17 protein-coding genes are annotated in these 17,475 nt (G+C 70.2%); 8 read left to right on the top strand and 9 right to left on the bottom strand.

The genetic code is table 11. The annotated features are described in order from the left end of the window. Positions 1-338 precede the first annotated feature (338 nt). Complete coding sequence (locus AB0K28_RS04045; protein WP_364364804.1) at positions 339-1,124, top strand: hypothetical protein; 786 nt, start codon at positions 339-341, stop codon at positions 1,122-1,124. Further along, the gene (locus tag AB0K28_RS04040) at positions 1,124-2,332 is read left to right on the top strand and encodes an ROK family protein (RefSeq protein WP_364364801.1); all 1,209 of its coding nucleotides are present in this window, start codon (positions 1,124-1,126) and stop codon (positions 2,330-2,332) included. The genes AB0K28_RS04045 and AB0K28_RS04040 overlap by 1 nt, the downstream gene beginning before the upstream one ends. 384 nt (positions 2,333-2,716) lie before the next feature. Here AB0K28_RS04040 and AB0K28_RS04035 read toward each other — a convergent pair whose 3' ends face one another. The 3 genes from AB0K28_RS04035 to purN form a co-directional block, all read right to left on the bottom strand. Continuing rightward, a complete protein-coding gene (locus tag AB0K28_RS04035) occupies positions 2,717-2,896 on the bottom strand; it encodes a hypothetical protein (RefSeq protein ID WP_345395977.1) in 180 nt (59 codons plus the stop codon). Between the two features lie 416 nt (positions 2,897-3,312). After that, entirely contained in the window at positions 3,313-4,854 is a 1,542-nt protein-coding gene (purH, locus tag AB0K28_RS04030) for a bifunctional phosphoribosylaminoimidazolecarboxamide formyltransferase/IMP cyclohydrolase (protein ID WP_364364798.1), read from the bottom strand. Then, positions 4,851-5,480, bottom strand: coding sequence for a phosphoribosylglycinamide formyltransferase (gene purN / locus AB0K28_RS04025; protein ID WP_364364795.1), 630 nt, complete (start codon positions 5,478-5,480; stop codon positions 4,851-4,853). The genes purH and purN overlap by 4 nt, the downstream gene beginning before the upstream one ends. 74 nt (positions 5,481-5,554) lie before the next feature. Here purN and AB0K28_RS04020 point away from each other — a divergent pair, with 74 nt between their 5' ends. Next, complete coding sequence (locus AB0K28_RS04020) at positions 5,555-5,974, top strand: hypothetical protein (protein ID WP_364364792.1); 420 nt, start codon at positions 5,555-5,557, stop codon at positions 5,972-5,974. A gap of 1 nt (position 5,975) precedes the next feature. Here the strand turns inward: AB0K28_RS04020 and AB0K28_RS04015 are convergent, their stop codons facing one another. From AB0K28_RS04015 to sucC, 3 genes are all read right to left on the bottom strand, one after another. Then, positions 5,976-7,592, bottom strand: coding sequence for a DUF6350 family protein (locus AB0K28_RS04015; RefSeq protein WP_355410979.1), 1,617 nt, complete (start codon positions 7,590-7,592; stop codon positions 5,976-5,978). Between the two features lie 175 nt (positions 7,593-7,767). Further along, the gene (gene sucD / locus AB0K28_RS04010) at positions 7,768-8,643 is read right to left on the bottom strand and encodes a succinate--CoA ligase subunit alpha (protein WP_345395968.1); all 876 of its coding nucleotides are present in this window, start codon (positions 8,641-8,643) and stop codon (positions 7,768-7,770) included. Positions 8,644-8,646: 3 nt separating this feature from the next. Beyond that, the gene (gene sucC / locus AB0K28_RS04005; protein WP_345395965.1) at positions 8,647-9,828 is read right to left on the bottom strand and encodes an ADP-forming succinate--CoA ligase subunit beta; all 1,182 of its coding nucleotides are present in this window, start codon (positions 9,826-9,828) and stop codon (positions 8,647-8,649) included. A 357-nt stretch (positions 9,829-10,185) separates the two neighbouring features. Here sucC and AB0K28_RS04000 point away from each other — a divergent pair, with 357 nt between their 5' ends. Both AB0K28_RS04000 and AB0K28_RS03995 read left to right on the top strand, forming a co-directional pair. Next, complete coding sequence (locus AB0K28_RS04000; RefSeq protein ID WP_364364787.1) at positions 10,186-10,989, top strand: hypothetical protein; 804 nt, start codon at positions 10,186-10,188, stop codon at positions 10,987-10,989. 80 nt (positions 10,990-11,069) lie between these two features. Further along, positions 11,070-11,936 carry a hypothetical protein gene (locus tag AB0K28_RS03995; RefSeq protein WP_364364784.1) on the top strand — a complete coding sequence of 289 codons (867 nt, stop codon included), beginning with the start codon at positions 11,070-11,072 and terminating at the stop codon, positions 11,934-11,936. A gap of 80 nt (positions 11,937-12,016) precedes the next feature. On the opposite strand, the gene galE is transcribed toward AB0K28_RS03995, so the two are convergent. After that, positions 12,017-12,994: a UDP-glucose 4-epimerase GalE gene (gene galE / locus AB0K28_RS03990; protein ID WP_364364781.1), complete on the bottom strand. Its 978-nt coding sequence runs from the start codon at positions 12,992-12,994 to the stop codon at positions 12,017-12,019. Between the two features lie 141 nt (positions 12,995-13,135). On the opposite strand from galE, the gene AB0K28_RS03985 reads away from it, so the two are divergent. The 3 genes from AB0K28_RS03985 (at position 13,136) to AB0K28_RS03975 (ending at position 15,603) form a co-directional block, all read left to right on the top strand. Next, on the top strand, positions 13,136-14,599 hold the full coding sequence (locus AB0K28_RS03985) for a glutamate--cysteine ligase (RefSeq protein WP_364364778.1): 1,464 nt from the start codon (positions 13,136-13,138) through the stop codon (positions 14,597-14,599). 14 nt (positions 14,600-14,613) lie between these two features. Beyond that, entirely contained in the window at positions 14,614-15,276 is a 663-nt protein-coding gene (locus AB0K28_RS03980; protein WP_364364775.1) for a neutral zinc metallopeptidase, read from the top strand. Between the two features lie 81 nt (positions 15,277-15,357). Beyond that, entirely contained in the window at positions 15,358-15,603 is a 246-nt protein-coding gene (locus tag AB0K28_RS03975; RefSeq protein ID WP_364364772.1) for a WhiB family transcriptional regulator, read from the top strand. 184 nt (positions 15,604-15,787) lie between these two features. On the opposite strand, the gene AB0K28_RS03970 is transcribed toward AB0K28_RS03975, so the two are convergent. Together AB0K28_RS03970 and AB0K28_RS03965 are read right to left on the bottom strand one after the other, a co-directional pair. Then, entirely contained in the window at positions 15,788-16,501 is a 714-nt protein-coding gene (locus AB0K28_RS03970; RefSeq protein ID WP_364364769.1) for a CPBP family intramembrane glutamic endopeptidase, read from the bottom strand. A 144-nt stretch (positions 16,502-16,645) separates the two neighbouring features. Beyond that, positions 16,646-17,365, bottom strand: a complete 720-nt coding sequence (locus AB0K28_RS03965; protein ID WP_364364766.1) for a PIG-L deacetylase family protein — start codon at positions 17,363-17,365, stop codon at positions 16,646-16,648. Between the last annotated feature and the right edge of the window lie 110 nt (positions 17,366-17,475).

Below are 17,475 nucleotides of genomic sequence, written 5' to 3'. Positions count from 1 at the left end.
GTCCGATTCCTCGTGCACGCCTTGACGCTCGCCTCACCGCCCTCCGGAACGGCCCGCTCAGCTCGGCCCTTCCCGTGCCCGGCACCTCGGAAGACCGTCAACTCGCTCGCTGGCTCACCCAGGTCATCCTCACCGAAGCCCTCTGCGAGTCCACCGCCACCGAGGTCGGCCTGTCCGTAGGACCACAGACGACCCCAAGTCTGGCCGTAGCACCGCAGACGGCCCCAAGTCTGGCCGTAGCACCGCAGACGACCCCGACTCCCCCGTCGTCCAAAGATCACGCTGCCCCGGACGCCCCGGCGAAAGCGGCCGCGACCGCAGCCCTTACGCTCGATCGGGTGGCCGCGGTCGAACTCGGTTCGATCAACGCCGCCGCCTACAACGCCAACCCTTGGGTGCGGGCCGTGTTCGAGCACGTCACGGCCACGGTGACCGTCCCGGAGGAATGGCGCCGCCCACCGCCCCCCGACCAACCACCCCGCCACCACGTACGCCACCGCCTGTTCGAGACCCTCTCGGACGCACAGGCGGCGACACCCTCCGACCTCGAACCCCTCGGCCTCATCCCGCTCGACTCCCTGCCCACCGCCATCGCCCAAGCCCTCCAAAGCCACCCGTACAACACCCTGGTCGGCCCGATCAGGGACGCCCTCGGCTGGCACGTGGCAACCGCCACCCCACCCGAGACGCCCGCCCCAGCCCCGCCACATCAAGCCGCCCAAAGCACGCCACACACCCAGACGACCCTCACCGCCCCACCCGAGTCACTCAGCACAGCGTCACCGCACCAGACGACCGTCACCACCCCACCTGGCCAGACGATCACCATCACGCCGTCACCTGGGACGACCGTCCCCACGTCACCGTCCCCCATGGCCGCCACCGCACCGCAGTCCGACGAACCGCAGTCCGACGAACCGGAAGGAATTGTGCAGACACTGCCTCACCCCACCTCCCGGCCGACCGGCCACGACCACGACCACGACCACGACCTTCTGGCCGCCGCTCGGCGTAAGGCGTTCGCGCGCTGGCTGGACGACATGCGGGCCAGGAAGGTCACCCTCGTTCCCGGCCTGGAGCATCCTGGCGACCCCCGCCAGCCCGACAACCACCACAAACACTGATGAACTGCGTACTTGCCATTGATATCGGAGGGACCAAACTCGCCGCCGCACTGGTGGACGAGGAGGGTTCCATCCTGCGCTCAGCGACCCGGCCGACCCCGCGTACGGAGGTCATGTCCGCCCTCGCCGCCCTCATCGCGGAGGTGACGGCAGGCGGCCCGGCGCCCCAGGCGGTCGGCATCGGCTGCGCCGGCCCGCTCGACCTGGCCACCGGCACCGTGAGCCCCGTCAACATGCCGAGCTGGCGCGGGTTCCCGTTGCGGGACGAGGTGCACAAGCTGACCGGGCTGCCGACGCTGCTCGCGGGTGACGCGCAGTGCTTCGCGCTGGGGGAACACTGGCTGGGCGCCGGCCGCGGCTGCTCGTCGTTGCTGGGCATCGTGGTGTCGACCGGCATCGGCGGCGGCCTGGTCATCGAGGGCGCCCCGCTCCTCGGCCCCACAGGCAACGCCGGACATGTCGGGCACATGAGCATCGACCCGTACGGCGAACGCTGCGAATGCGGCGGACGAGGCTGCGTGGAACGCTACGCCAGCGGTCCGAACATGACCCGCTGGGCCTTGGACAGCGGCTGGTCCCCCTCCCCCGGCGCCTCGACGACCGCCGTCCCAGAAAAGCCCTTCGTCCATGTTCACGACGCGAACCCAGGGGCAGGGACCCCTCGGGACAAGCAAGGGAACGGGAGTACTGAGGGAAATCAGGGGATCGCACCCTTCGGGAACAGCCGGGAGAACGGCCCTCTTGGGGGAGGCCGAGGCAACGGGCCCGCAGGGGACGGACCTCTCGAGGACGGTAGAGGACCCTTCGGGGACGGCCGGGTGAACGGGGCTCCTGGGGACGAGGAGCACACTCACAGCGAGGAGGGCAGGGCTCAGGGCGAGGGACAACGGGCGGACGCACGGGCGTTGGCACGAGATGCCGCCGCCGGGGATGAGATCGCGGTGCAGGCGTTTGAGCGGGGCGCCAGGGCGCTGGCGGGCATGATCGCGTCCACAGCGGCTGCCGCCGAGGTCACGACCGTGGTGATCGGCGGCGGCGTGTCGGCGGCGGGCAGCGTACTGTTCGAACCGCTGGAGCGAGCACTTGACGACGTGGCCGGGCTCGCGTTCGTCCGGGCAGTCCAGGTGAAGCAGAGCACGCTGGGAGTCCGAGCGGGCCTCGCCGGCGCCGCGAATCTGGCCTGGCAAGCCCTCAAGTCAACAACCTGACCAGCAGCCCCCGCCCCTCCCCGCTGTGGGTCGCCCAGAGGGATGCGCTGCCCCGGGCGGTGCTGCGGTGACGAGGTGCGTCGTCGGCACGCAAAGCGGTACGCGGCCTGGCCGAGTTGTACGGCCTGGCAAGGTGCACGGCCCTGGCAAGGTGCACGGCCCTGGCCGAGGTGCGCGGCCTGGCCGAGCAGTTGTTACGGCACGTGCCGTGGGGATGGGGCCGCGCCAAGTCGGCGCGGGAAGCGGTTGACGGGCTGCCCGCCAACTGCCCCGGGTTGTTGCTCCAGACGGCGCTGTGGGGGGTGTGCCGGCCTGGTGGCTGCGGTGGGTGGTTTGGTGGCGCGGGCCTGCGCTGTTGTGTGCCTGGGATCTTGTCGAAGGTGGTTACTCGCGTTCGGCGAGCTGGGCTTCGCGGCGTTCGATAATGCGGCGGGTGAAGGGGATGACCTCCACGATGCGTCCGCCGAGGTAGGCGCCGATGAGGGCGAGCACCACGAGGACGATGGGGCTGGAGGAGAAGCCGTTCAAGGCGACGAAGGCCTGCAGAAATGCGTCGAGCGCCATAGAAGAACTCCGAGGGACGGGAGTGGGGAGGAGGGCTTCAGGCTAACGTTCCTTGGCGACTGCTCGCTACAGAAAGGGATAAAAGCGACAAGATCCATCAGATTGGTCTTGATGTCGCACCGATGGCACCCCACGGCCCTCCGCGAGCCGCCTGAGCCCGTCATGAGCCCCCTGAGCCCCCGTGAGCCCCCGTGAGCCCCCGTGAGCCGCCTCCCATGAGCCCCCCGCGAGCGCCCGCGACCCCACAAGCCCCAAGAGCCGGAGCCCCGTAGGCCCCCAGGCCCGTGAGCCCAACCAGGCCCGTGAGCCCAACCAGCCCCGTTAGCCCCTGAAAACCCACCAGCCCCGCGAGCCAGGTCATAACGCGGGGATGGCCCGCTTCCGGATGACGGAGGCGGGCCATCTGCTGTGGCTGATCAGTGGAAGAAGTGACGGGTGCCGGTGAAGTAGAGGGTGATGCCGGCTTTTTCGGCCGCCTCGACGACCTCCGCGTCGCGGACCGAGCCGCCGGGCTCCACGATCGCCCGTACGCCGGCCTCCGCCAGCACCTCCAGCCCGTCAGGGAACGGGAAGAAGGCGTCGGAGGCGGCGACCGAGCCGGCGACGCGTTCGCCGGCCCGCGTGACGGCGAGGCGGCAGGAGTCGACGCGGTTGACCTGGCCCATGCCGACGCCCACGGTGGCGCGGTCGCTGGCGAGGAGGATGGCGTTCGACTTCACCGAGCGGCAGGCCCGCCAGGCGAACTCGAGGTCGGCCAGCACCTCGGGCGAGGCGGGGGCGCCGGTCTTGAGCTCCCACTGGGCGGCGGAGTCGCCGGGCGCGTCGACGCGGTCGGTGGTCTGGACGAGCAGGCCGCCGTCGATGCGGCGGAACTCGGTCGGGTCGGCCGGCCCTGAAGGGCAGCGCAGCAGGCGCAGGCTCTTCTTGCCGCGCAGCACATCAAGCGCCTCGGCGTCGAAGTCGGGCGCGATGACGACCTCGGTGAACACGTCGAAGATCTGCCGGGCCAGCTCTTCGGTGACGGGCCGGTTGACCGCGATGACGCCCCCGTACGCGGAGACCGGGTCGCACGCGTGGGCCTTGCGGTGGGCCTCGGCCACGTCGGCGCCGACGGCGATGCCACACGGGTTCTGGTGCTTGATGATGGCGACGCAGGGGTCGGAGAAGTCCCACGCGGCGCGCCAGGCGGCGTCGGCGTCGAGGTAGTTGTTGTAGGACATCTCCTTGCCGTGCAGCTGCTCGGCGTTGGCCAGCCCGCCCTCGCCCGCGGTGTAGAGGGCGGCGCGCTGGTGCGGGTTCTCGCCGTAGCGGAGGGTGGCCTTGCGCTCGTACGCGGTGCCGGTGAACTGCGGGAACTCGCCCTCGCCCACGTACGTGCCGCCGAACCAGTTGGCCACGGCCACGTCGTAGGAGGCGGTGTGGGCGTAGGCGATGCCGGCGAGCCGGCGGCGCTCGGTGAGGGTGAAGCCGCCCTCGGACAGGGCGTTGAGCACGTCGCCGTAGAAGCCGGGGTCGACGACGACGGCGCAGGTGTTGTGGTTCTTGGCGGCGCCGCGGATCATGGCGGGCCCGCCGATGTCGATCTGCTCGACGCACTCGGCGTCGGACGCGCCGGAGGCCACCGTCTGCTGGAACGGATAGAGGTTGACGACCACGAGCTGGAACGGGTCGATCTCGAGCTCGTCGAGCTGGGCGACGTGGTGCGGCTTGGTGACGTCGGCAAGCAGCCCGGCGTGTACGCGCGGGTGCAGCGTCTTGACCCGCCCGTCGAGGCACTCGGGGAACCCGGTGAGCTGCTCCACCTTCGTCACCGGGATCCCGAAGGAGGAGATCGCGGCGGCGGTGCCACCGGTCGAGACGATCTCCACCCCGGCGCCGTCGAGGGCTCTGGCCAGCTCTTCGAGCCCGGACTTGTCGTATACAGCGATCAACGCGCGCCGGATGGCGATGCGAGTCACGTGGTTTCCCCTCCTGTGTGGTTGCCGATGCGGACCATACGTCCGCTGACCGTCCAGCCCTCGCGGGCCATCCGGCCGACGGTTTCGACGAGCAGGCGCCGCTCGGCCTGCTTGATGCGCTCGTGCAGGACCTCCTCGTCGTCGCCGGGGAGCAGGGGCACCGCCGCCTGCGCCACGATGGGGCCCGTGTCGACGCCCTCGTCGGCGAGCATCACCGTGCAGCCGGTGATCTTGACGCCGTGGGCGAGCGCGTCGCGTACGCCGTGGGCGCCGGGGAACGACGGCAGCAGCGCCGGGTGGGTGTTGAGCACGGGGAAGGCGTCGAGGGTGGGGGTGCCCAGAATCTTCATGAATCCCGCGGACACGACGAGGTCGGGTTCGTACGCGGCGATGCGGGCCGCGATCGCGGCATCCCATTCCGCCCGAGTCGCGTAATCGCCCAATTTTTCGACAAATGTCGGGACCTGTGCTCGTTCGGCCCTGACCAGCCCTTCTATGCCCTCCCTGTCCGCGCCCACCGCGACCACGCGAGCGCCGTACGACGGATCGGCGGAAGCGTCCAGCAGGGCCTGTAGGTTGGTTCCAGAGCCGGAGACGAGGACGACGAGCCGCCCAGCCTTAGACACGCATACTCCAATGAGGAAACAGGGTGGGGGTCACAGGGTATCTGTTCATCGTCCGGCGACGCAGAGGAGGTCAGGTGTCGACACCGGTGAAGGCACCGGCAGGCCAGCAGCCCGCGGATTCCGCGAGCCGCCGAGCGATCTGGTTGTCCATCGCAGCGCTGGCCATGACGTTCATGTTGCCCCTCGCGGGCCTGGTCATGGCGTTGTTCGCGCTGATGGCAGGGGTCCGGGCGCTGCCGCTGCTCAAGAGCGAGGGCAAGCCCACGGGCGTGGCGGTGGGCGGCATCACCGTCTCCTCGCTCGCGCTCGCGCTGTCGGCGGGGGCCACGGCCATGCAGCTCTATCTCGCGGACGAATACTCCGCCTACACGGAGTGCATGAAGGGCGCCGGCACGGTGGCCTCGCAGGGTGAGTGCTTCGCCGAGTTCAAGGAGGCGGCGCAGCGCAAGCTTCCCGCCGACGTCCTCCAGATGCTCGGCACCATGCAGCCCTGACCTAGTCGCGATCCCAGGCGTAAGGGTCGACGTAGATCACGTGGCCGCCCCGGTCGTCTGACTCGTCCACGATGTCCTTGCGGGGCGGGCGGGCCGCGGCCGGTTCGGGCTCGGCGAGCCGGGGCCGGGCCTGGGCCAGCGTCTCGGCCTCCGCCGACGCGTGCTCGTCCTGCCAGTCGTCCCTGATGACGGGGATCTCCTGGGTGTCGGCCTCGGTGGCGTCGAGCCAGTGGCCGGGCAGCGGGCGCGGGTCGCTCTCGGCGAGCCCGACCTTGCTCGCCGCCTTGGCCAGCGCCGCTCCGGCTTTACGTACGGGGGCGGCGGCCTTGTCGAGCGGGGCCCTGGCCTTCTTGTTGAGCAGCAGCAGGTTGGTCACGCCCGCGGAGATGCCGGCCGCCACGCCGACCTCGAGCGCCACCGACAGCGCCACCTCCCAGGGCGACGGTCCCACCGTGGCCAGCCGCCCGCCGCCGATCGGCCCGCCCGACAGCGCCGCGAGCACCCCGGCGACCAGCCCGCTGGTGATGCCGGACAGGAACCCCCACAGCGGCGCGGCCTCGTACGACGGCGAAGGCGAGATGCGGGCCACCATGACGCCCGCCACCGCGCCCGCCGCGAACGGCAGCGCGATCACCGCCATCATCCACGCCGGCACCGGCCCGCTCTCGGGCAGTGCGCCCAGGATCGGCAGGCTGGGCACCGTGCCGAGCTGCACGCCCGTGGGCGCGACCAGGGTGTCGGCGCCGATCGCGAAGCCGGGCCCGGCGATGTAGGAGAACGCCCAGACGACGGCGTTGAGCAGGTAGAGCAGCTGGAGCAGGATGAGCAGCACCCCGCCCACGAACCCCGGCGACAGCACCTCCGACAGCTGCCTGACCTGCCCGAAGTTGAGCACGACCGCGAGCAGCACCAGCGCGAGCCCGGCCACCACCAGCACCGCGGTGGCGACCGCCGTGCCGACGGTCAGGGCGCGCACGCGCTCGGGCAGCAGCCGCAGCATGACCCGCCACGGCCCGATCATGCGCGCGGTGGCCAGCGAGCCGGCGAGGAAGGCCAGCAGGAAGTGGCTGAGCAGCGCCTCACCGATGAACGGCTGGGTGATCTCGTTGCCGGCCACCAGCGCGATCAGCCCGGCGAGCAGCGCGTAGGGGGCCGCCAGCGACACCCCGGCCTGCACCACGAGGACGAGCTGGGCCCGCCGCCTGGCGCCCGCCTGCTCCTTCGGGCTGTTCTTGGGCAGCCGGGCGGGCAGGCGCAGCCGCAGGTCGGCGTCGCGGGCCATCCAGCGCCCCGCGCGGTAGAGCAGCATGGCGGGCAGGATCATGAGGCCGAGCGGCAGCAGCCCGACCCGGCCGCCGGGGATGGCGAACCCGGCGTGGTGGGCGGCCAGCCAGAGCTGCGCCGCCGTACGGAAGACACCCGGCAGCCCGGCGCCCAGCGTGCCGCGCGGCGCGGCGATCCAGCCTACGAGGGTGAGCGTGGTGAGCACGGCGAGGCCGACACCGAGCGTGCAGGCGGCGGCCAGCATTCCCGACACCGGCAGCGGCCGCCGCGTCTCGTCGTCGTCACTCGGCGCTCCGGGGAGCTTGCCGAGCACCGACCGGGGGGCAGTACGCAACTGGTCGAGGATCGCCGTCACAGTAGGCGATTTTCTCAAGCTTTCCCGACCGAAGCTTGGTTGACGCGCCGGGTATCGCCGCGTTCTGTCGCTTCTTCGCCGAGGGCGTAGGGGCTTTCGGACGCGCGAAGGGCTCCGCATGGCGGCATACCACGCGGAGCCCTTCGGGAAACGATCAGCGCGCCTGCATGATCTCGCGCATGAGGCGGGCGGTCTCGGAGGGGGTCTTGCCGACGCGGACGCCGACCTTCTCCAGGGCCTCCTTCTTGGCCTGGGCGGTGCCGGCCGAGCCGGACACGATGGCGCCCGCGTGGCCCATCGTCTTGCCCTCGGGGGCGGTGAAGCCCGCGACGTAGGCGACGACCGGCTTGGTGACGTGCTGCTCGATGTAGGCGGCGGCCCGCTCTTCCGCGTCGCCGCCGATCTCGCCGATCATCACGATCGCGTCGGTGCCGGGGTCGTCCTGGAACGCCTGCAGCGCGTCGATGTGGGTGGTGCCGATGACCGGGTCACCGCCGATGCCGACGGCCGTGGAGAAGCCGAAGTCGCGCAGCTCGTACATGAGCTGGTAGGTGAGCGTGCCGGATTTCGAGACCAGGCCGATGCGGCCGGCGGTGGTGATGTCGGCGGGGATGATGCCGGCGTTGGAGGCGCCGGGCGAGGCGATGCCGGGGCAGTTGGGGCCGATGATGCGGGTCTTGTTGCCCTTGGCCACCGCGTACGCCCAGAACTCGGTCGAGTCGTGCACCGGCACGCCCTCGGTGATCACCACGCAGAGCGGGATCTCGGCGTCGATGGCCTCCTTGACCGCGTCCTTGGTGAACTTCGGCGGCACGAACACCACCGACACGTCGGCGCCGGTCTGCTCGATGGCCTCCTTCACCGTGCCGAACACGGGCAGGCCCTCGTGCGTGGTGCCGGCCTTGCGGGCGTTGACACCGCCCACGACGCGAGCACCGGAGGCGAGCATGCGGCGGGTGTGCTTGGTGCCCTCACCACCGGTCATGCCCTGAACGATGATCTTGCTGTTCTCCGTCAACCAGATGGCCATGGGTCACGCACCTACCGCAGCGAGCTCGGCGGCGCGCTTGGCCGCCTCGTCCATCGTGTCAACCAGCTCGACGCGCGGGAGCGCGGCGTCGGCCAGGATCTGCCGCCCGAGCTGGGCGTTGTTACCGTCGAGGCGGACCACCAGCGGGTGGGTCACGGCCTCACCGCGGCTCTCCAGCAGCTTGAACGCCGAGACGATGCCGTTGGCGACGGCGTCGCAGGCGGTGATGCCGCCGAAGACGTTCACGAAGATCGACTTGACGCTGGGGTCGGACAGGATGATCTCCAGGCCGGCCGCCATGACCTCGGCGGACGCGCCACCGCCGATGTCGAGGAAGTTCGCGGGCGACGGCTTGCCGGGGAACGCCTCACCGGCGTAGGCCACCACGTCGAGCGTGGACATGACCAGGCCGGCGCCGTTGCCGATGATGCCGACGTCGCCGTCGAGCTTGACGTAGTTGAGGTCCTTCTCCTTGGCCTTGGCCTCGAGCGGGTCCTCGGCGGCCTTGTCGGCCAGCGCCTCGTGGTCGGCCTGGCGGAAGCCGGCGTTGTCGTCGAGCGTGACCTTGCCGTCGAGCGCCTTCACCTGGCCGTCGGCGGACAGGATCATCGGGTTGACCTCGACGAGCGTGGCGTCCTCGTCGACGAAGCAGCACCAGAGCTTCTCGATGAGCTCGGCGGCGCCGTCGAGCGCCTTCTCGGGCAGGCCGCCGGCCACCGCGATCTCGCGGGCCTTGGCGCGGTCGATGCCGGTCAGGGCCGAGACGGGAACCTTGGCGACCTTCTCGGGCGCGGTGTGGGCGACCTCTTCGATGTCCATGCCGCCCGAAGCCGAGCAGATGGCGAGGAAGGTACGGTTCGCCCGGTCGAGCAGGAAGGAGAAGTAGTATTCCTCGGCGATCGCGCTGGCCTCTTCGACCAGCACCTTGTGGACCGTGTGGCCCTTGATGTCCATGCCGAGGATGGCCTCGGCCTTGGCCACGGCGTCGGCGGCGTCGTCGGCCACCTTCACACCGCCGGCCTTGCCCCGGCCGCCGGTCTTGACCTGGGCCTTGACGACAACGCGGCCGGTCAGCTCCTGAGCCGCCGACCGCACCTCCTCCACGTTGTGGGCGACGATGCCGCGTGGCACCGGGATGCCGTAGTCAGCGAAGAGCTCCTTCGCCTGATGTTCGAACAGGTCCACGAGGGTCCGTCCTTGCTTATCCGACTGATGTTCGACGGCCCGGGCATCTGTGCTGATGGTCGCGTGCGCTTCGCCGTGCGCGGGCTTCGTTCCTCGCTCTGCTCTGTCACGGCGAGCTCCTGCGCTCAGGGGTCGTGCCGGGCGTTTCCGCCAGTGAAGCCTAGCCCGAAGCTTGACCTGCCCAGGTCATCGGGTCGCGGTTCTTCCGCTATGTGACGGTGATCTCACTTCTTCAGGACGGACCCTGCACACAAATTGCACGGTTTAGCCGACATAAGACCCTTCGCTCGATATATGTTCGTGATCTTCAAATGTCAGGCTTGCTCCTCGTTCTTGCCTAATGCCGAAGGAAACCCTATGAAGCGAATTGTCGCGGGGCTGGCGCTGGCGTCGTCGGCCGCATTCGTGACCGCCGCGCCCGCGCAGGCCGCGCCCGCGGACCCGGTGAAAGCGCTGAAGAAGCAGTACGTCACCGGGCACGGCGTGCGGATCTCCGAGTCCGCCCGCACGGCCGCGGGTTCGACCGGGGCCGTGAGCATCACCACGAACGGCACCATCGGATTCGGCAAGTCCGGAATCGTGGCCATGGACCTGCGTACAGGAGTGAAAGGCGCGGGGTCTCCACTCGGCGCGCCGCCGCGGATGGTCACGGTCGGCAATTACACGTACGCGAAGGGCGGGTTGTTCAGCGATGAACTTCCCGACGGCAAGAAGTGGGTGCGCTACCCGAACCAGACCGGTGGGCGGGCCGGCAGCCAGCCGCTGGACATCTTCCGGCCCAAGGTGCTCAAGGCGCTCGTGACGGGGGCCAAGAGCTTCAAGGGCGGCTCGTACCGGGGGACCGTCACCTTCGGCCGGCTCGGCCGGCTCTACGGGGAGAAGGTCGACAAGCGGCTGGGCAAGGTCGCGATCTCGTACGTGCTCGACGTCAACTCCAAGGGCCTGGTCACCCGGGTCCGCAGCGAGTACAGGCTGGACTTCGGCATCCTCGGCAAGACCACGTCCACCGTGAACACCCGCTACACCGGCTGGGGCAGCAAGGTCACGATCAAGGCCCCGCCGGCGGACGAGGTGCTCGACGTCAGCGAGCTGAGCACTGAGAGCGACGTGCCGCAGAGCATTCCCGACGGGTCGCTGAACTCGCTCAGCGCGGTCGAGTAGCCGCCACACCCGCGCCGGGGCCTCTCCCTTCCGGCCCCGGCGCACATCAGCAACTCCTCCTCAACACCTAAGGAATCCGCATGAAGCGAATCCTGACCGGCGTGGCGTTAGCCACGACCGCCGCTCTCGTGAGCGCCACTCCGGCGCTGGCCGCCGCGCCCAAGAACCCGGTGGCGGCCGTCAAGAAGCAGCTCGCCCCCGGCAAGGGGGTGAAGTTCACCGAACGGACCACGCTGAGCGATGGTCGCCTCCGTCAGGTGTTCGTCCGGCGTACCGGCGCCCTGCAGTTCGGCAAGTCGGGCGTCGCCGCCTCGGACATCACCGGCAAGATCAACATCAAGGCCAGCGACCTGGAGGGCATGGGCGACGGCGAGACCGGCACGCTGCTGAAGGCGCTGACCGTGCCCGAGCGCACGATCCGCGTCGGCACCACCTCCTACCTGTCCGGCAACCTCTGGTCGGCGCTGCTGCCCGAGGACAAGCCCTGGTACAAGATGCCGAAGGGCCTGACCGGCGGCTTCACCGGCACCTACGGCCAGCCCATCAACGTGGCCGAGCCCGTCACCCTCGCGGCCCTGCTCAAGCGCTCCAAGGCGACCGGCAGCGGCTACGCGGGCAAGACCAGGGTGGCCGACCTGTGGAAGGTCTCCCCCTGGCTGCGCTCCAGCTGGATGGACAAGCCCTCCGCCAAGGCGATGAAGGCGTCGATCAGCTGGAAGCTCACCGTCGACAAGGCGGGCCGTCCGACGCGGCTCGTGACGACGTACCCGCTGTCGGTGCCCGGCCTCGGCAAGACGGGCAGCATCAGCGTGGACACCCGCTACACCGGCTGGGGCGGCAAGGTCACGGTGAAGGCTCCGCCCGCCGACCAGGTGACCACGACGTTCGAGAACGGCGAGGACGACATCTCCAGCCTCGAACTCCCGATCGGCAGCCTCGCCGGCTGACCCACGCGTCAAAGCACCGGCCCGGTCTGAGCCGGGCCGGTGCTTCGGCCCCGCCTCGCGTCCCCGCCGCCCCTTTCGGGTCAGGGGAGGCGGGTGGGGCGGAGGGCAGCCCATTGGAGTGAGTGTCTGATGCCGTCCTCCAAGGAGAAGCGGGTCTGCCAGCCGAGCAGCTCGCGGGCGCGGTCGCTGCGGGTGTAGGCGCCGGCCACGTCGCCTGGGCGGGCGGGGGCCTCGACGGCCTCGATCGGCCGGTCGGCCACCCGGTTGAACGCCTCCACCAGCTCGCGGACGGTGGTGCCTGAGCCGGTGCCGAGGTTGATCACGTCGGCCTCCAGCGAGTCGAACCGCCGCAGGGCCGCCACGTGGGCCTCGGCCAGGTCCCAGACGTGGATGTAGTCGCGGATGCCGGTGCCGTCGGCCGTGGGGTAGCCGGTGCCGGTGATCTGGAAGGGGACGCCCTCTTCGTACGCCTCGATCATCTTGCCCAGTGCGTGACTGGGGCGGCGGAGCTGCAGGCCCGTCCGCATGAGAGGGTCGGCCCCGACGGGGTTGAAGTAGCGCAGCGACAGGATCCTGATGGGCCGGCCGGCCGCGATGTCGGCGAACATGCCCTCGCAGACCGCCTTCGTCCGCGCGTACGGGCTCTGCGGGGCCAGCGGCGACTCCTCGGTCACCGTGTGGTCGTCGCCCGCCTGGTAGATCGACGCCGACGAGCTGAAGATCATGCGCGTGCACCCGTTGCGGAGCAGGTGCTCGACGAAGTCGAGGCTCTTGGCGACGTTGGCGCGGTAGTAGCCGATCGGGTCGGCCACGGAGTCGGGGACGACGATCAGCGCGGCACAGTGGATGACGGCCGAGATGTCGGGACATTCGGCGAAGATCTTGTCGATGAGCGGCCCGTCACTGATGTCGCCTTCGTAGAACACCCGCCCCTCGGCGAACTCCCGCCGCCCCGTGACGAGGCTGTCGAGGATCACGGGATCGATCCCCGCGTCGAGGCACGCGGAGGCGATCGTGCTCCCGATGTAACCGGCTCCACCGGTGATCAGTACGCGCATGCCTGCACCCTAGCCAGCATCGCGGGCCCCGCCGCGGGCCTTGAGCCAACCTGTGGACAACTCGAACGGCCTGTGGACAACAGGGGTTCCTTTGCCTTCCCGGTATGGCCTAGTCGGCTTCGGCGTGCGACATTTCGAGATATGGGCAGGGACGTGCCGGTCGTCGTGTTCAGCAGGGACGATCGCCGGCAATACCGCGAGAAGGTGCACCGCTGCCTCGACGTGTTCGCCCGGATGCTGCGCGAGTCCCGTTTCGCGTTCGAGCACCCGCTCGCCGGGCTGGAGATCGAGCTCAACATCGTGGACGCGCGGGGCGAGGCCCTCATGCGCAACGCCGAGGTGCTCGCCGCCATCGCGCAGCCGGACTGGGCGACCGAGCTGGGCCAGTTCAACGTCGAGATCAACGTCGAGCCCCAGGAGCTGAGCGGTGACGGCGCCCTGCGCCTGGAGAACGACGTACGCGCCAGGCTGAACCACGCCGAGTCACGCGCGCGGTCGGAGGGCGCCCACCTCGTCCTCATCGGCATCCTGCCCACGCTGCGCGAGCAGGACATCGGCGAGGGCACACTGTCGGCGAACCCCCGCTACCGCCTGCTCAACGAGCAGATCTTCGCCGCCAGGGGCGAGGACCTGCACCTGTGCATCGAGGGCGTCGAACGGCTCGACACGCACGCCGACAGCCTCGCCCCAGAGGCGGCCTGCACCAGCGTGCAGCTGCACCTCCAGGTCAGCCCCGACATGTTCGCCGCGCACTGGAACGCCGCCCAGGCCATCGCCGGGCCGCAGGTGGCGGTGGCGGCCAATTCGCCGTACCTGTTCGGCAAGGAGCTGCACAGGGAGACCAGGATGGCGCTGTTCGAGCAGGCCACCGACACGCGGCCGGCGGAGCTGAAGACGCAGGGCGTACGGCCTCGGGTGTGGTTCGGCGAACGGTGGATCACCAGCGTCTTCGACCTGTTCGAGGAGAACGTCAGCTATTTCCCCGCCCTGCTGCCCCTCTGCGCGGACGAGGACCCGCGCGCCCAGCTGGACCAGGGCCGCATCCCCGAGCTGCACGAGCTGACCCTGCACAACGGCACCATCTACCGCTGGAACCGGCCCGTGTACGCGGTCGTCGACGGGGTGCCGCACCTCCGCGTGGAGAACCGGGTGCTGCCGGCGGGTCCGTCCGTCGTCGACATCGCGGCCAACGCGGCGTTCTACTACGGGTTGATGCAGATGCTGCCGTACGACGAGCGTCCGATCTGGAGCCGGATGTCGTTCCAGGCGGCGGCGGACAACCTGGCGGCCGCCGCGCGGCACGGGCTCGACGCGCGGCTGTACTGGCCGGGAGTGGGCGAGGTGCCGGCCGCCGAGCTGATCCTGCGGCGGCTGCTGCCTCTGGCGCGTGAAGGGCTGGCGAAGTGGGGCATGGACGGGGCTTCCGCGGATCGGCTGCTGTCCGTCATCGAGGGGCGGTGCCTGACGGGACGTACGGGGGCGAGCTGGCAGGTGGACCGGGTGCGCGCGCACGGCGGCGACCGGCACGCGGCGCTGCGGGCCATGACCTTGGAGTACATCGAACGCATGCACACCAACGAACCCGTGCACACCTGGGACGCGTGACGCATGCTGGAGGTGTGACTTCGCCCCGCTCGGCCCGGTTCATGGCCGCCGTCCTGACGTTGGTCCTGGTCGTCGTCTCGACCGGCTGTGGGGTGGTGCGGCGAGAGTCGATGGACAGGGCGGGGGACGACACGTTCGAGGGGGACGTACGGACCGCGCGGACGCTGACGGAGGAGTTCTGGCGGCTGCAGTTCCAGGAGTCCGGCCGGACTTATCGGCCTGTCAACGATTTCATCCCCTACTCGGGACGTTTCGGGCCGAGCTGCGGCGATCAGCCCGCCGTCCCGAACAATGCCTTCTACTGCCCGCTGGGGCATTTCATCGCGTTCGACCAGGACTGGATGGAGTCCTTGTGGAGCGAGATGGGCGACGGATCCGTCTATGTCATCATCCCGCATGAGTTCGGGCATGCCGTACAGGCGCAGCTCCGCACCGGCTACCAGCTGAACATCGAGATGGAGCTCCAGGCCGACTGCTACGCGGGCGCCGCCCTGAGCGGCATGGTCGCGTCCGGCGCCCTGGCCGCCGAGGAGGGCGACGAGGAGGAACTGCTCTACAGCCTCGCGGCGGCCGGCGACCCCACGGACGACTGGCTCGACCCCTCGGCCCACGGAACGGCCGAACAACGCCAGAGGTCCTTCGCCGCCGGCTACCAGAACGGCGTCACCGCCTGCTGACGACGTAGTCGCCTGGTCGTACGCCAGGGTTCAACCCCGAGGATGATGCCACCGATCTTGTCCTCGGCCTACCGTTGGTGCATGCCACTGGAGGAGATCGGCTGGCTGCGCAGGGGGGCATGCCGCACCAGCGACCCTGACCTCTTCTTCCCCCTTGCCCCCACCCCGCTGCAGGAGGCCCGTGCGAAGGCGATCTGCGCCGGCTGCCAGGTCGTGGAGGAATGCCGCGCGTACGCGTTAGAGGCCGGCGAGTCGGAAGGCATCTGGGGTGGCCTCACCCCGGAAGAACGCCGCCGCACCCGCCTCACCCGCCCGACCGCCTCCTGACCGCCCCCTGCGGCGCCTCGCCAGGTGCCGCGGAAACCACCGACCGGTCCCCCAAGACTCGACAAGTGACCGACACAGCGCGAGACAGCCCCTCCGCGGCGCTGTCGCCTCCGCCGCGCGAGGCCGGCTGATCTCAGAGCAGTTCGGGCAGTCACACCCTCCTGCCCGCACTGCGCTTTCGCGGTCATGACGGTTGCAGGGGCTTGGGCGGGGCGGGCTCTCGGGGGGCGGCGAGGCGGGCGAAGAGGTAGCCGAGGGAGTTGGTGGCGAGGTGGAGCATGGCGGGGGTGAGCAGGCCCCGGCGCCGGCGCAGCTCGCAGAACAGCACTCCGGCCGCCGCCGTCGACACGACGCTGCCCACGACCACCCGGGCCACGTCGAGCCGCCCGGGCGGCTCTCCGGCCGTCAACGCGCCCAGCGCCGGGTTGGCCCGCGCCATGTCGATCGACGGCAGGATGTGCCACAGCCCGAACAGCCCGGAGGAGACGGCCGTGGCGGCGACCGTGCCGTGGCTCTTGCGCAGCATGCCGTACAGCGCCCCCCTGAACCCGACCTCCTCCAGCAGCACCGTCCCCAGGGGGACCTGAAGCAGCGCCTCCTCGAAGACCCGGGCGCGCGACAACGACAGCGCCCGCTCGTCGTGGAAGAGCGGCTTCGTACGCGGCGACGCCACCCCCACGCTGTAGACCGCGGCCACCGCCGCCGCCAGCACACCCCCCGCGACCGCTCCCCGGCGCCCGTCCTCGAACCCGATCTCCTCCCACGTCAGCCCGGACTTACGGGCCATCGCGACGAGCGCGCCGGTGGCGAGGGTGGACGTCAGCGGTCCCAGGCGGGGGACGACCTTGTTGTTGAGCACGTTGGCGGCGGCCAGCACGGCGATCGAGCGGAGCAGCATCCTTGCAGGCTACGTCTCAGCTCACGGAGACACGCCCGCACACTTTCTCCTCAGCCCGCACCGGGGGTGCCCGGCCCTAGGGCCGGCGGGGTGAGTGGCGAGCCCGTGTCGCCTGGTTTTCTGAGGCCGTAGGAGGGTCTGGGGTCAGGCGGTGGGGACCACCTGGAAGCCTTCGGCGTAGTGGCCCTCGCCGAAGCCGGCCTGTTCGGCCCAGGCGCCGAAGCGGCTCTTGACGAAGTCGGCGAAGCCTTCCACGTGGGCGACCTGGCTGACGTGCGACTGCAGCGCGGCGAGCTTGCGGTCCATCGAGGCGGTGATGTCCACCCAGTGGTCGGGGGTGGGGCCGCCGTTGAGCCACACCTCGCGGACGGTCCACGCCTCCAGGCCCTCGTCCTTGAGCAGTTCGGGGAAGGCGTAGGGGTTGCGGGCGTCGGGGTAGACGGCGTCGAGGGCGGCGCCGCCCACCGCGCGGTGGTCGGGGTGACTGGGGGCGACGAACTGGTAGTTGCGGTCGGGGTGGTGGGTGATGACGAGGTCGGGTTTGACCTGGCGGATCACCCGGGCGATGTCGCGCCGCAGCTCAAGCGTGGGGGTCACCTGGCCGTCGGAGTAGCCGAGGAAGCGTACGTCACTGACGCCCACGGCCTTGGCGGCGGCGAGCTGCTCGGTGCGGCGGAGCTCGGCCATGCCGGAGTTGTCGAGCGTGCGCTCGTTGCCGCCCGCGTCGCCGTCGGTGACCAGCAGGTACGTGACCTCCACCCCCCGGTCGGCGAACAGCGCGATGGTCCCGGCGGAGCCGAAGTCGGCGTCGTCGGGGTGGGCGCTCACCACGAGCACGCGGTTGATCTCGCTCTCAGGCAGCATGATCCCTCTTTCCTGACCTTCTGTGGGGGTCAACCGGCACCCTCTCGTCGGCATTCCGGGCGCCTTTTGTCGGTGGAGCGTCTTACCCTGGGTGGGTGCCGACCCAAGTC

Origin of the sequence: Nonomuraea sp. NPDC049504 (assembly GCF_040676845.1) — a bacterium.
GTDB lineage: Bacteria > Actinomycetota > Actinomycetes > Streptosporangiales > Streptosporangiaceae > Nonomuraea > Nonomuraea salmonea.
The sequence above is the reverse complement of the archived record's forward strand: the minus strand, read 5'-3'. Positions and strand labels throughout refer to the sequence as shown.

What these genes read in the sequence shown, in the direction of transcription:
- AB0K28_RS04040 (WP_364364801.1), top strand. Translation starts at nt 1,124, where the DNA reads ATGAACTGCGTACTTGCCATTGATATCGGAGGGACCAAACTCGCCGCC.
- AB0K28_RS04035 (WP_345395977.1), bottom strand. Translation starts at nt 2,896, where the DNA reads ATGGCGCTCGACGCATTTCTGCAGGCCTTCGTCGCCTTGAACGGCTTC.
- sucD (WP_345395968.1), bottom strand. Translation starts at nt 8,643, where the DNA reads ATGGCCATCTGGTTGACGGAGAACAGCAAGATCATCGTTCAGGGCATG.
- AB0K28_RS04000 (WP_364364787.1), top strand. Translation starts at nt 10,186, where the DNA reads ATGAAGCGAATTGTCGCGGGGCTGGCGCTGGCGTCGTCGGCCGCATTC.
- AB0K28_RS03995 (WP_364364784.1), top strand. Translation starts at nt 11,070, where the DNA reads ATGAAGCGAATCCTGACCGGCGTGGCGTTAGCCACGACCGCCGCTCTC.
- galE (WP_364364781.1), bottom strand. Translation starts at nt 12,994, where the DNA reads ATGCGCGTACTGATCACCGGTGGAGCCGGTTACATCGGGAGCACGATC.
- AB0K28_RS03985 (WP_364364778.1), top strand. Translation starts at nt 13,136, where the DNA reads ATGGGCAGGGACGTGCCGGTCGTCGTGTTCAGCAGGGACGATCGCCGG.
- AB0K28_RS03975 (WP_364364772.1), top strand. Translation starts at nt 15,358, where the DNA reads ATGCCACTGGAGGAGATCGGCTGGCTGCGCAGGGGGGCATGCCGCACC.
- AB0K28_RS03970 (WP_364364769.1), bottom strand. Translation starts at nt 16,501, where the DNA reads ATGCTGCTCCGCTCGATCGCCGTGCTGGCCGCCGCCAACGTGCTCAAC.
- AB0K28_RS03965 (WP_364364766.1), bottom strand. Translation starts at nt 17,365, where the DNA reads ATGCTGCCTGAGAGCGAGATCAACCGCGTGCTCGTGGTGAGCGCCCAC.